This is a genomic window from Flagellimonas okinawensis, from assembly GCF_029194005.1.
GTDB classification, from domain to species: Bacteria; Bacteroidota; Bacteroidia; order Flavobacteriales; family Flavobacteriaceae; genus Flagellimonas; species Flagellimonas okinawensis.
In genome coordinates, this window is sequence record NZ_JARFVA010000004.1 from 1 (window position 1) to 13,921 (window position 13,921).

The following is a 13,921-nucleotide window of genomic DNA, read 5'->3' on the forward strand; positions in this document are numbered from 1 at the left end:
GTTGAACTGGACGAGGACTTCAATGTGGTTATCAGCAACCCGGTGAACGCGACTATCACGGACGACACTGGAGTGGGCACGATCACCAACGACGACGTTGCCCTGGATGCGATCAGCATCGGCGATGTGACCCTTTCGGAGGGCGATGGCGGCACTACGGACTTCATATTTACGGTAAGCGTTGACGGTGGCGGAAATGCCGCCGCGGACATAGATTTTGATGTGAACACCTCTGACGGCACCGCGACCACTGCGGATGGCGACTACGTTGCCATAACGGGCGGCAGCGGTACGATCACCTCTGGCACTCCCAGCACGACTGTCACGGTCACCGTCAACGGGGACACGTCGGTTGAACTGGACGAGGACTTCAATGTGGTTATCAGCAACCCGGTGAACGCGACTATCACGGATGACACTGGAGTGGGCACGATCCAGAACGATGACACTCCAATTGTTACTATTACTGCATCAGATGACACAGCGAATGAAGTTGGAGAAACTTCGGGTACCTTTACTGTAGTGATAAATGGTGTCAATAATACTGGTAGTGATATATTAATTAATTATAGTGTTGGGGAAGAAGAAACAGCAGCCACCCCGGATGTGGATTATGTTCAACTTTCTGGTACAATTTCCATACCCAATGGGCAAACCAGTGCAACCATTGTTGTACAACCAATTGATGATAATCTAACTGAACTAACGGAAACAGTGGAGGTTACTCTAGATTCAGGAGCCGGTTACTCTATAGGAAGTCCATCGACAGCTACCATTAATCTTCTTAGTGAGGATGATGTTCAGCCCTCTGGTTACACAGTAACTATCAATAATGATCCTATCAACTCGGCAAATGAAGATAATGTCAGTTTTTCTTTTTCCGGAGCACCTACATTCTTAACTTCTTTTGATTACACATTTACCAGTGATGGGGATGGCAATGTGGCTTCGGTAACCGGAGGAGGTCTGGTTGTTTCTTCAAATAGAACAGTTAATAATATCAATTTAAGTAGCTTGCCAGATGGTATTGTTACACTGTCAGTTACAGTAAGTAATATTTTGGGAACAGAAGGTCCTGTGACAACTGATACTGCATTGAAATTAACTACACTGCCCTCAGGTTATTCAGTGAGCTTTGACCAAAATCCGATTAATCAAACTAACGAGAATACGGTTAGTTTTACTTTTCAGGATGCAGAAGTAGATGCATCATATGAATATACGATAAGCAGTACAGGAGGAGGTACTAATGTAATAGGTACAGGAAACATTTTAACACCAACGCAACAGATTACAGGAATCGATTTGAGTGGATTGGGTAACGGAACAGTAACACTTTCGGTTGTTTTGTCTAACGTGAATGGTAATGGGGCACCAGCAACGGATACGGCTACCAAGGAAACATGTTATGCCGGTACCACAGCACCAGCTCTTGATGGTTCTGTATTTACAGCATTTTGTGATGATTTTGATCAGGAACTGGATTTGTACATTTCCAATACGGCACCCGTAGGTTCAGAGCTAAGATGGAGCACAAATGCAGATATTTCGGTCACATCAGCCTATTTGACTAGTAGCGTTGTGAATGCGCCCGGAACATATTACGGATTCTTTTACGATGTTTTGAACGACTGTTTCAGCAATGCAACACCAGTTACCTTGACACAAAGTTTTACACCCACTACTGGAATTGCTTCCAATTTGGGTACGTGCAGCGATTCGGGCAATGGAGATACCTTGGTGGACCTGGACGATAGTCTTTCAGGTGCGGACCTGGGTACCTGGGAGTTGACCACAGCTCCAGTAGGAGCATCCATTACTATCAATGCCAGCAATATTGTAGATTTTGATGGTCAGCCACAAGGAGATTACATATTTACCTATACTACAACTGGTGCTACGGGAACTTGTGCCAACCAAAGTGTGGATGTAACGGTTACCGTTAACGATTGTTCAGGACCTTGTGATGCTGGAAATACAGCACCTCAATTTAATGGAAGCAATACCACAATCGAGTTTTGCGATGTGGTGGATACCGATTTGAATAGTTATGTAACTGGCACGGCACCTGCCGGAACAGAACTCACTTGGAGTACCAGTAATGATCCGAGTGTAACCGGTGCTCATTTAAATGGAGGTCAAGTGGTAGAGCCAGGAACCTATTATGGTTTTTATTACGATGATGATAACGAATGTGCAAGTCCAATTTTGCCCATAACCCTGGTGCGTAACTTTACCCCAACTATAGATGATACAGCTGGAGCCGTAAGTTGTGGACCAAGTATTCTAACATTGACCGCATCGGCAAGTGTCGCCGATGAAAGTGCGATAACGTACAGGTGGTACGATGCCCCAACAGGTGGCAGTATTGTAGCAACCAGTGCAAGTTTTGTCACCAATACATTGACAGAGACTACTTCGTTTTATGTGACGGCTTCGGCCAACGGTTGTGAAACCGAAAGAGTAGAAGTGGTCGCTACGATCAACGATACTCCAAATGCAGGTACACCAAGCAACACAGTTGCTTGTAATGTGGCTGGGAATGGAGGTCCAAACACCATAGATTTGGATACCAGGCTAACAGGAGCCGATGCTGGAACTTGGAGCGTAATAACCGACCCATCGAATGGAACCTTGGTTATTGGAGCTGAAAATGTTGTGGATTTTGCTGGATTACCAGCAGGTGAATATGTGTTCGAGTATGCAACCACGGCTCAAGCACCTTGTAGCCCAACTACCGTACAAGTGACTATAACGGTGAGCGACTGTATTGTGGACACCGATGGAGATGGGCTTACAGATGGTGAAGAAGCTACTTTGGGAACCGACCCGAACGATCCAGATACGGATGGGGACGGCCTAACGGATGGAGAGGAAGTGTTGGTGGAAGATGACCCAAGTACGGAAGCTGTTCCCGAAAATGCAACCGACCCATTGGATGCTTGTGACCCGTTCCTGACACCCGATTGTAACCCGATGGATATTGATTTGATAATCGCAAAAGAAGTTGATAAGGACGAAGTCCTTATTAATACCGAGGTTACCTTCACCATTACGGTAGAAAATAACACAATGGATAGGGTTTTGGATATTGTTATAAGCGATGTTTTGAGTAGTGGTTTTGAATTTCAATCAAGTACTCCCTCAAAAGGAGTTTATGATGATGTTACGGGAGAATGGGTTATAGATGAGTTATCTCCAGAAGAAATAGTCACACTAGAGATTACAGTTGTAGTAACTGAATCAGGAACATTGGAAAATACAGCAAGTTTGTTGAGTTCTTTTCCTAATGATGGTATTACGGATAATAACTCTGATACTGCTCAAGTCATTGTTAACTTAAGTCAGTGTGTCGATCCAGGAACCATTTGTAATATATTCTCTCCAAATGGGGATGGTGTCAATGATACTTTGCAATTTATTGACCCAGAAGGATTGTATGCAAATAATACATTCGAAGTATTCGATCGCTACGGAAATAGCGTCTTCCAAATGAACGGTTACGATAGTTCTTGGGACGGAACAGGAAAGAACGGGCAGTTGCCCAAAGGAACATATTTTTATATCCTAGACCTTAATGGAGATGGAACAGATGTGGTAAAAGGATGGATTCAAATTGTAAGGGATAACTAAAATGCCAGATAAAAGAGCTTTGCCAAAATATAGAATTGTATTGCTAGTGTTTCTAATGGCCCTTGGCTTTGTCCAGGCACAGAAGGAACCTCAGTACACCCAGTACATGTACAACATCGGGAGCTTTAACCCTGCCTATGTAGGTACGGTGGAAACCCCCGAGATCATAGGTCTGTACCGCGCACAGTGGGTAGATATTCCCGGGGCGCCAACAACCATTCGGGGAGGAGCCAATATTCCTTTCAATAATGAGAAAATGGGGCTGGGAGTAAATATTGTTAACGATGTGCTCGGGCCTTCTACGCAAACCTATTTTGATGTGTCCTATTCATATGAAATTCAGTTGTCCGACGACACAAAACTGTCGTTCGGATTGAATGCTGGAGGGTCATCACTAAATGTGGATTATTCTGAAGGAACATTCTTTGATCCTTCCGATAATGTTATTCTTGGGGATACTTACAGTAGTTTTTACCCAACTGTCGGAGCAGGACTGTTTATGTACCACGAAGAAGATTGGTACTTGGGTGCTTCCGTTCCCAATTTCCTGACAGATGAACTCTATAATGATGAAGTGGCCACCATTGTGGAAGATTATATGCAGCTCAATGTTATTGGTGGTTATGTGTTTCAGCTGAGCGACAGAACCAAGTTTAAACCTGCGTTTTTGGTGAATTATCTCCAAGGTTCTCCAGTTACGGTAAACTTATCGGCGAACTTCCAGTTTATCGATGCATTGACCATTGGAGCTTCTTACCGATTTGATAATGCCGTAAGCGGATTGGCCGGATTTCAGATTTCCAATGCTATGTTTATTGGGTATTCCTATGATTACAATACCAATGGACTGGGCGAATACAGCGGAGGGTCACACGAGGCTATTTTAAAGTTTTATATAGGACGGGGCGGTTTTGGTTCCGGCAACAACAAATCAAAGGACAAGAAGTCAAAGAACAAAGGAAAGCAGATAGATTCCCCAAGATTTTTCTAACATGATCAAGGCAAAAAAAATACAATTAACATTATGGGCGTTCCTTGTGGGCACGGTTATCTGTTTCGCGCAAAAAAAGCAATCGGCCGGGGATGTCTTCTTTTTTCAATATGAGTACCAAAAGGCGGTGGGTGCTTATGAAAAACAGCTTTCGGAAGGAACCTTGACCAAACAGCAGTTCCTGAACCTTGCGGATGCCTATTTTGAGACCAATAATTTTGAAAAGGCCTCGAATGCCTACATGGAAATTTACGATCAGGATACCTTGATGGATAGCCATCATTATAACAAAATGTTGCAAAGCTTGTCCAAAACAGCAAATACAGAGGGCAAAGCAGGTTATTTAACCAGTGTTTCATCAGTCTTTCCTAAGGAACTCACCGAGAATATGGAGTTCAACAATCAATTGTTGCAAGAAGGCAATAAGGGGAATCAGTTGACCTATGAAATCTTTAATTTGGAGGCCAATAGCCCACAAACCGATTTTGCCCCGACTTTTTACAACAACAAACTATTGTTTTCCACGGGTCGACAAGTGAATAAAAAAATACGATATGAACCCGGAAATGAAGGGTATTTCAATATTTACGAATCGGAGATACAACCATCTGGACAAGTAATGTCCTTGCATGTTTTTGATGCCCTTGCCAAAAGTGATTACCACAAGGCCACGCCTTCCTATTCGTCGGCACTGAACAGCGTGTTTTATGTGCTGTCCAATACTCAGAACGGGGAACTTTCTTTTGATTCCAATGGTAAAAATGCTTTGTCCATTGCAAAACAGTCCATTGGAGGTTCATACCAATTGTTGCTAAAAGATCTGAGTACTTCTTTCTATTATCCATTTTATGATGACGCCAGTGGCAAGCTCTATTTTTCAGCGGATTTTGAGGACGGATATGGCGGTACGGATATCTATTTTGTGTACACCAATAATGGACAAGTGATGTCCGCTCCCATAAACTTGGGTCCTAGGATCAATTCTTCAGGAAACGAGATAGCACCTTATATTTTTGAAAACAGTTTCTATTTCGCCTCCGATGTTTTCTATGGTCTTGGGGGAATGGATATCTACAAATCAAATATTGAAGGAGAGGATTTTGGTATTCCGATCAATTTAGGAGACCAGATCAATACCGAATTTGATGATTTTGGTCTTATTATTAGGAACGAAGGAGAAGGGTTGTTGGGTTATTTTGCATCCAACCGACCAGGAGGAAAGGGAAAAGATGATATTTATGGGTTCAAGGTTGATGAAAAGCCAGGTTTAAAAACCCTTACCTTAAAAGGACAGGTGGTCAATTCCCATAATACGTCCACAATCGTACCAAACGCAGTGGTGAGTATTTGGAATATGGACGGTGTAAAATTGGCGGAAACGATCTCTGATGAAAATGGGGAATATAGGTTAGAGGTCCCTTATGAATCGGAAGTGGTGGTCGAGGCCAAAAAAGAAAGGTTTTCACGATACATTGAACAGTTTAACGAAGAACAATTGCAGTCACTGCAAAATGATTCCTTTGAAATTGGAATTTCCTTTTACGATGATCTTGTGGAGGAACGAGAAGGGCAAAAGGTGGTTAAAATGGATGATTTCTATTTTGATACAAGCTCTACCGAGTTGACTCCGAAGATCAAGAGTGAATTGGATAAGGCCGTTGAATTTATGAAAGCCTTTCCCGAAGCTCAACTTCGAATTGAAACCTATACGGACAGTCGTGGGGGAAGCAGTACCAATTTTAGATTGACCCAAGGGCGTTCCGATGCCATAAAGAGGTATATGGTGGATAATGGAGTGCCAGCAACAAGTATTCTGTATTCCATCGGTTATGGTGAGGACAAGATCTTGAACAACTGTACCAACGGCGTCTTCTGTCTGGAAGCACTGCACAAACAGAACCAGCGATCTTTGATCGTGGTACTCAACGACAATGTCCTTTTTGATTAAGAATTACATCAAGAGCATCCAGCAATAGTAAAGCGCAAAAAGGGATAGGAACACCATCCCGCTATATGTAAGTGCCCTCAATCCTATTTTGGGCCTATGTTCTTTGGGAACATCCTTTCCTGTTACCGTTTTTAGGTTCATCCATCCCAATAGTGGGGCAAAAACAAAGGAGACGAAGGTGGCCAATGCCACTAAATTTCCCATGTTCGCACTGAATAGGCTAATCACTATCCAATTAATCCATGCCATGGCAATAACCATAAGGGCGAAGGCATGTTTATGATCGAAAATGCTCTTTTTAGGGTACAGCTTTTGAAGAACATCCAAACTTACCCTTGAAATGGCATCATGTGCCGTCATACAGGTGCTGAACATTGTGGCAAAGGCTGCAACAGCTATAAAAAAATAGGCCCAGCTTCCAATATGGGTAGTGAACAGGTTGACCAATTGGTCGGCAAATACCACGGAATTTCCGCTAAGTTCCGTTCCGGTTCCGTATAGGGTCATCCAACCGATCACCATAAAGAACAGGGCCAAAACTGCGGTTAAAATATAGCCAACGTTGAATTCTTGCAGGGCAAGCTTTAAAGAGGGTTTGTTTTTCATGGTCTTCAGGTTTTCCATGCCCCATAGACTGACCCATCCGGATGCTTCCACTGCTGTGGGCATCCAGCCCACAAGCCCTATCAAAAACAATATTCCGGCCTCATTGAAGATTTCTGGTCTTTGGTAATTTTCGCTATTGGGAACCGGTCCCTTTTGCAAAACCATAACCGTAGTGATTAAAAGGGCAATAAAAAGAATGGTGATAACCGCTTTGAGCGATCGTTCCAAGAACTGATATTTCCCAACGATCAATAGTAGGCTGATAAAAACAAAAAGACCAAAAGAAATGGCCCCTGCACCAATCGTGGTCACATTGAACAAGTTCATAAACAGACCGGCGGTAACCACATATAAAGCGGCCAAGATTGTAAAGGTGGAGATCAGTGTGACAAAGGCATAAATCCATAGATAGGATTTACCCAAATTGTTGTAACCCTCTATCAAGCTTTTTTCTGTTACCGTGGTATACCTGATACCAAATTCAAAAAAAGGATACTTCAATAAATTCGCCAATATTATGGGAATCACCATTACCCAACCATATTGGGCACCTGCTTTTGTGGATAGTACCAAATGTGAGGTGCCAATGGCCATACTGGCAAACAGTAGTCCAGGGCCGAGCGCTTTCAACAGTGCCTTCATCAAGCTTGTTTGTTAATTTTCAGGCAGGAAGATATGTTTTTTTGTTTAAAATTCTCATCACCACCTCATAACTTATCAAGCTTACTCTTTTCCTAACAGCGATTTTTGGAACAGCTTGTAGATACGGGTGTACTCATCGGTCCAACTGCTCGGCTCCACAAAGCCATGTCGCTCCACCGGGTAGACCGCCATTTCCCAATTTTCCTTACCGAGTTCTATCAAACGTTGGGATAACCTTACCATATCCTGAAAGTGTACGTTGTCGTCCACCATACCGTGCAAAATCAAAAGGTCGCCTTTTAATCCATCGGCAAAGTATATGGGCGAGCTTCGTTTGTAGGCCAAACTATCCGTTGCAGGAGTATTTAAAATTCTGGCCGTATATCCATGGTTGTAAGCGGCCCAGTCACCCACAGAGCGTATGGCGCCACCGGCACTAAAAGTTTCTGGGGCGTTGAACATGCCCATTAAGGTGATAAAGCCTCCGTAAGACCCTCCGTAGATGCCAACTTTATCTGTATCGATCCCATATTTTTCCACCAGCATTTTGGCTCCGTCCACTTGGTCCGATAAATCTTTTCCTCCCATGTGCCTGTAAATTCCAGTACGCCAATCCCTTCCATAACCGGCACTTCCCCTATAATCAATATCAAGGACCGTATAGCCGTTATCTACCAAAAGGTTATGGAACATATATTCCCTAAAATAGGAGCTCCACCATTTATGGGCGTTTTGTAAATAGCCGGCACCGTGCACAAAAATCACCGCTGCATTGTTCTTTACATTGTTTTCGGGTTCGTAAAGCCTGGCATAGACTTCGGCGCCATCGGAGGCATCAAAAGTGATTATTTGAGGATCTTTCCAATCATATGCTTCAAATTTTTCAGTGTTGGAATCGGTTATTTTTTCTGCTGTGGATGTGCCTTTTGTTTCAAGGGGATTATCTTGGATAAAGAGCTCCGTAGGTCGATTGGAATAGGAGTACAGAATTGCCATTTTTTTCTCATCGGGAGAAAGTACCACATCATTTCTTCCCACCATTTGGGTCAGTTGGTTCCATTTTCCTCCGTTAACGGGCATGGAATAAAATTGTCGGTCACCGGGATGTGTCTTGTTGGAAGTAAAATACCAACGACTCTTATCTTGTGAAAGGGAAGCATCATAAATCTCAAAATCTCCGGAAGTAAGAGCTTTGGACTTTTTAGTGTTCAGGTTCAAGGTATATATGTGCGAGTACCCGGTCTTTTCGGACATAAACCAAATGCTTTTGCCATTGGGCATCCATCCCAATGATCCGCCGCCCCATCGTCCAATTCCGGGTCCAGCGATCCAAGCTTCATCATGCTGGCGGTCCAGTTGCTCCACTTTTCCCGTTGACGGGTCCAGTAAAACAATCCAGCGGTCTTTGTAATCATTGGCCTGAATATCCAAAATTGCCTTGCTGCCATCGGAATTCCAAGTGGGTCCGTTGACAAATCCGATACGGTCCTTGTTCTCATACGGCTTATCCGGATAGTCCTTGGTATATTCCGGTACGTAATCCAATCCCTCCAGATTGTCCAATACCACAGGGTAATTTTTTCTGTTTTTAATATCATACACGAACATTTCATACTGTGTGGGCTCATCCCCAACCTTTGAACGAGTGTTCTGGTCTTCCGTATATCCTGATTCTGTGACAAAGTGTGGAACAATGGTCCCTTTTGAATTGGGACGGTCCATTAAAACATAGGTAATGTAATTGCCCGATGGATCTATCTGCAGATTGATAACTGGTTTTCCTTTGGTCTCAATTTCCAAAGGTTGAAGCTTTTGTAGTTGTTCGCTGATTTTTTCGCCAGCATCCTTTTTTTCCTTTCGCTCCTGCAATACATCAAAAATTTCCAGTTGGTCTTGGTACAGCCATTCGTCTTTGGAATCACGTTTTGGTTCCCCTTTCTTGGACTTGACAAAATTGGTTTTTTGCTCCAAAACACCGGAACCTATGTACCATGTGTACAATTCACCACCCTTAACAAAAGCTACGCTTTTACCTGAATCGGTGAAATGTGGATTGCTTTCCCTTTCTTGGGTTTTTGTTATGGTCTTAGGTTGATAGCTATCTATATTCAACAAGAAAATATCCCCGTTTTTAGAGTACGTCGCTTGATTTTTCGAAGGATTGTAGGTAATCCGGGACGATGGCAACGAATTGGCGTTTAGAAAATCAATCTTGGTAAGATCTTTACTTTCTATGGAATAGGCGTACAAAGAGTCGCTCATGGCATTATTTGGATTCCAATCAAAATACAGCGTCTCGTTATTAGTGGACCAATAGGCATTGGACGGTCTGTTGCCCACAAAATTATCCCCTTGCATAATATCTTTGATCTTAAGGGAGGATATATTTCCCTTTTGTGCTTGAAGTAAATTGAAAGTAAGCAGGAGAATTAAGGTAAGCGTAAAAAATCTTTGCATGATAGCAGAAAGGTTTAAGATGGTTTGTCCTCCAAATATCGGTTATTTTGATGAGTTTGCTGGGCAATCCATCAAAATGAAAATTTAATAAAGTCGCCCAATTTTTGATCAGAAAAAGTATCTTTAAAACGAACTAGAAGTACATAAAACCAAAAGTTGCCTTAAAATTAGTAAGGTAAGGAATTGGTATAAAGAGAATTATAACTAAACCAAACACAAATCAATGCAAATAATTGAGAACGGCACAAACTACGATGCGATCATCGTAGGATCTGGAGCCGGAGGAGGTATGTCGGCCAAGGTACTCTCAGAGGCGGGCCTTAAGGTTGCCGTTGTAGAGGCCGGACCTTTCTTTGATCCAGCAATGCCCGAACACCAGACCCAGTTGAAATGGCCCTATGAAAGCCCTCGAAGAGGGAAGAGCACGCGCTTTCGTCCTTTCGGTGATTTCGATGCCGCTTATGGTGGCTGGGACATTGAGGGAGAACCCTACACACAAAAGGATGGAACCAAATTCGAGTGGTTCCGTTCCAGAATGCTTGGAGGAAGAACGAACCACTGGGGAAGGATTTCCCTTAGATTTGGACCAAAGGATTTTAAACATAAAGACGTTGACGGCCATGGTGACAACTGGCCGATCAGTTATGATGATATAAAACCTTATTACGATAAGGTGGACAAGATGATCGGAGTATTTGGAACCAATGAAGGGCTGCCCAATGATCCGGATGGTTTCTTTTTACCGCCCCCAAAACCTAGGTTGCACGAGCTTTTTTATATCAAGGGAGCTAGGAAAAGCAATATTCCGGTATACCCATCCAGAATGTCCATGCTTACGAAGAAGATCAACAATGAACGCGGGGTATGTTTTTATTGTGGTCAATGTAACCGTGCCTGTCAGGTATATGCTGATTTTTCGGCAGGGACCTGTTTGATCTTTCCGGCGCAGAAAAACGGAGGTCAAATCGACCTGTATGTAAACTGTATGGTTCGTGAGGTGACCACGGACGATGAGGGCCGTGCCACAGGTGTGTCTTACATTAACAAAGAAGATAGAAAAGAGTACAAACTAAAAGGTAAAGTTGTTGTTCTGGGAGCATCGGCTTGTAGTTCAGCTCGTATCCTTTTGAATTCCAAGAGCAAGCAACACCCTAACGGATTGGGCAATAGCAGTGATGTTGTGGGTAAATATTTGCATGATTCCACAGGGGCTGATCGTGCTGCATTTATCCCTGACTTAATGAACCGTAAGGTGTCCTACAATGAAGATGGAGTAGGGGGCATGCACGTTTATTCTCCTTGGTGGGGCGACAATTCCAAGTTGGATTTTCCACGGGGTTACCATATCGAAGTATGGGGAGGAATGGGAATGCCGAGCTACGGATTTGGTTTCAATGCCAATGAGTTCAACAAGTTCTTTGGGACCAAGGTTGGTGGTTATGGCGATGTACTTAGAAGTGATGCCAAGAAATACTATGGGGCCGTGGTAGGAATGGCCGGGCGCGGTGAATCCATTGCCCGAAAAGAGAACTATTGCGAGATTGACCCGACAACTGTGGACGAGTTCGGTATTCCGGTACTGCGTTTCCATTATAAATGGAGCCAGTTCGAGATTAATCAAGCGAAGCACATGCAGGATACCTTTGAGGAAATCTTGATCAATATGGGCGGAGAGCCTTTGGGCAAAAAGCCGGACAAGGATACCAATTACGGATTGCACAATCCGGGAAATATCATCCATGAAGTGGGTACCACGAGAATGGGGGATGACCCCCGTACTTCGGTAACCAACAAATACCAACAGTTGCACGATGTGGACAACGTGTTTATTGTTGATGCCGGACCATTTGTGTCCCAAGCCGACAAGAACTGTACCTGGACCATATTGGCACTCTCAATGAGGGCCTCGGAATATATTGTGGAGCAATTGAAACAACAAAACATTTAAGGAAATGGACAGAAGAAAGAGCTTAAAATCGATTGTACTTGGTTCCGTAGCTGGCGGACTGGCCATACATGGGTGCAAGCCCTCCACGGAAGGTGCCGTGCTTGTAGAAGCACCTAAAATCACTTATCCGGGACGGGTTCCTTTGGAAACGGAACTGATCAACGAGCTGCAAGATGAGCAGTTTTTAAATCCGCACGAGTTAGAAACCCTTACCATACTTTGTGATTTGATTTTGCCTCCCTCCGATGAGTTTAAAGGAGCTTCCGATGCCGATGTGGTAGGTTTTATAGAGTTTATGTGCAAGGATCAAGAGACCCTTCAGCCCGATATCCGAGGTGGTTTGATGTGGTTGGACCACAAATGTAACACCGAGAACGGGGTAGAATTCAAAGGTGCCACCCAAGAGCAACAAAAAGCCATTTTAGATGAAATAGCTTTTTACGATCCGGAAATACCCGGTAACGAGAGACCTTTTGAGGTGAATTTTTTCTCCACAGTGAGAAACTTGACCATGACCGGCTTTTACACCAGTAAAATTGGAATAGAAGAAATCGGTTACAAGGGGAATATGCCCAACGTGTGGGATGGTGTCCCCGAGGATGTATTGGAGCAGCACGGGGTTTCCTATGATGAGGAGTGGCTGGCCAAATGTGTGGACCAGAGCAAACGTGGTGTTATAGCCGAGTGGGACGAGGATGGAAATCTACTCACCTAGACAAAATAGTACACATAAAAGAAGGCCCATACCAAAAGTACGGGCCTTTTTTATGAGGTTAATTGTGATAGGCAAAGAAATGTAACTGGTCAATTTCAGTGCAGGAAATGATACATTTGTTATGTGGAAGTTCAAACACATATTCCTGTGGAACCCTTGAACAGTTTGTTCAAGGAGTGTTATTATATCCATATTGAGGGTGAAAAGGGTACAGGGCAAATTCCTGTCATCGATGATTGCTGTTATGACCTTGTCTTTTTTAAGGAAGCTTCGGGCTTATTTTATTATGGAACGGATCAGCGGGAAGTACCTATAGAAAGCAAGGTGTTCACGGTTCATGATGTGACCCCGCCTTACAGGATCGAGGCCAAGGGATCGCTCACATTTTTTACCATAAAGCTACAGCCATGGGTGAATGCGCATTTTTTTTCCTCACTGCGCAAGTCAGGTGTGGTTCCCATGGAAGAAACCGATTCGGAACTCCTTTTGTTGCATCAAAATATATTTGATGTTGATGGAATGTCCACTCGTTTTTCTTTAGCGGAAGAATTTATGGAGAACAGGCTTATGGAATTGTCGCCTTCCATGAACATGGTGCGTGAAATCTGCCAGTACATTCATAAAACGCAAGGAAAAATCAGCGTGAACGAAGTAAGTGGACACTTTAAGAAATCAAGACAGTATTTGGGCAAAGTATTCAAAAAAGAAGTGATGTACAGCTTAAAAAAGTTCATTGTTACGGTACGGATTCTGGACTTGGTAAAGTATAAATCCAATAATCCAGAAATTACGCTTACGGAGCTTAGCCATGCCTACGGATACTTTGATCAAGCCCATTTTATCAACGATTTTAAAAAAGTTTGCGGTGTTCGACCGTTGGAGTTTTTTAAAAACCTCCCCCAATTTATGATACGTCACCGTTGAGGTTTCCATTTTTACAATTTTATTGTTCCAGATCTTACCTTCTTTGCACAAAATTAG

General features: G+C 43.3%; 8 protein-coding genes. 6 read left to right on the forward strand and 2 right to left on the reverse strand.

The features are described 5' to 3' along the window. The 3 genes from PY091_RS12040 to PY091_RS12050 all read left to right on the forward strand — a co-directional run. The coding region (locus PY091_RS12040; RefSeq protein ID WP_275649917.1) for a T9SS type B sorting domain-containing protein at nt 1-3,633 on the forward strand (3,633 nt) is incomplete at its 5' end. 1 nt (nt 3,634) lies between these two features. Then, nucleotides 3,635-4,624, forward strand: coding sequence for a PorP/SprF family type IX secretion system membrane protein (locus tag PY091_RS12045; protein WP_275649918.1), 990 nt, complete (start codon nt 3,635-3,637; stop codon nt 4,622-4,624). Nucleotide 4,625: 1 nt separating this feature from the next. Next, complete coding sequence (locus PY091_RS12050) at nt 4,626-6,572, forward strand: OmpA family protein (RefSeq protein WP_275649919.1); 1,947 nt, start codon at nt 4,626-4,628, stop codon at nt 6,570-6,572. A gap of 3 nt (nt 6,573-6,575) precedes the next feature. On the opposite strand, the gene PY091_RS12055 is transcribed toward PY091_RS12050, so the two are convergent. Further along, nucleotides 6,576-7,820: an NRAMP family divalent metal transporter gene (locus tag PY091_RS12055; RefSeq protein ID WP_275649920.1), complete on the reverse strand. Its 1,245-nt coding sequence runs from the start codon at nt 7,818-7,820 to the stop codon at nt 6,576-6,578. Between the two features lie 81 nt (nt 7,821-7,901). Continuing rightward, complete coding sequence (locus PY091_RS12060) at nt 7,902-10,277, reverse strand: S9 family peptidase (protein ID WP_275649921.1); 2,376 nt, start codon at nt 10,275-10,277, stop codon at nt 7,902-7,904. 223 nt (nt 10,278-10,500) lie between these two features. Between PY091_RS12060 and PY091_RS12065 the strand changes: the two genes are divergently transcribed. The 3 genes from PY091_RS12065 (at nt 10,501) to PY091_RS18665 (ending at nt 13,864) form a co-directional block, all read left to right on the forward strand. Further along, the gene (locus PY091_RS12065) at nt 10,501-12,225 is read left to right on the forward strand and encodes a GMC oxidoreductase (protein ID WP_275649922.1); all 1,725 of its coding nucleotides are present in this window, start codon (nt 10,501-10,503) and stop codon (nt 12,223-12,225) included. Between the two features lie 4 nt (nt 12,226-12,229). Further along, a complete protein-coding gene (locus PY091_RS12070; protein ID WP_275649923.1) occupies nt 12,230-12,940 on the forward strand; it encodes a gluconate 2-dehydrogenase subunit 3 family protein in 711 nt (236 codons plus the stop codon). Between the two features lie 123 nt (nt 12,941-13,063). After that, nucleotides 13,064-13,864, forward strand: coding sequence for a helix-turn-helix domain-containing protein (locus PY091_RS18665; RefSeq protein ID WP_275649924.1), 801 nt, complete (start codon nt 13,064-13,066; stop codon nt 13,862-13,864). The last annotated feature ends 57 nt before the right edge of the window (nt 13,865-13,921 follow it).

What these genes read in the sequence shown, in the direction of transcription:
- PY091_RS12045 (WP_275649918.1), top strand. Translation starts at nt 3,635, where the DNA reads ATGCCAGATAAAAGAGCTTTGCCAAAATATAGAATTGTATTGCTAGTG.
- PY091_RS12050 (WP_275649919.1), top strand. Translation starts at nt 4,626, where the DNA reads ATGATCAAGGCAAAAAAAATACAATTAACATTATGGGCGTTCCTTGTG.
- PY091_RS12055 (WP_275649920.1), bottom strand. Translation starts at nt 7,820, where the DNA reads ATGAAGGCACTGTTGAAAGCGCTCGGCCCTGGACTACTGTTTGCCAGT.
- PY091_RS12060 (WP_275649921.1), bottom strand. Translation starts at nt 10,277, where the DNA reads ATGCAAAGATTTTTTACGCTTACCTTAATTCTCCTGCTTACTTTCAAT.
- PY091_RS12065 (WP_275649922.1), top strand. Translation starts at nt 10,501, where the DNA reads ATGCAAATAATTGAGAACGGCACAAACTACGATGCGATCATCGTAGGA.
- PY091_RS12070 (WP_275649923.1), top strand. Translation starts at nt 12,230, where the DNA reads ATGGACAGAAGAAAGAGCTTAAAATCGATTGTACTTGGTTCCGTAGCT.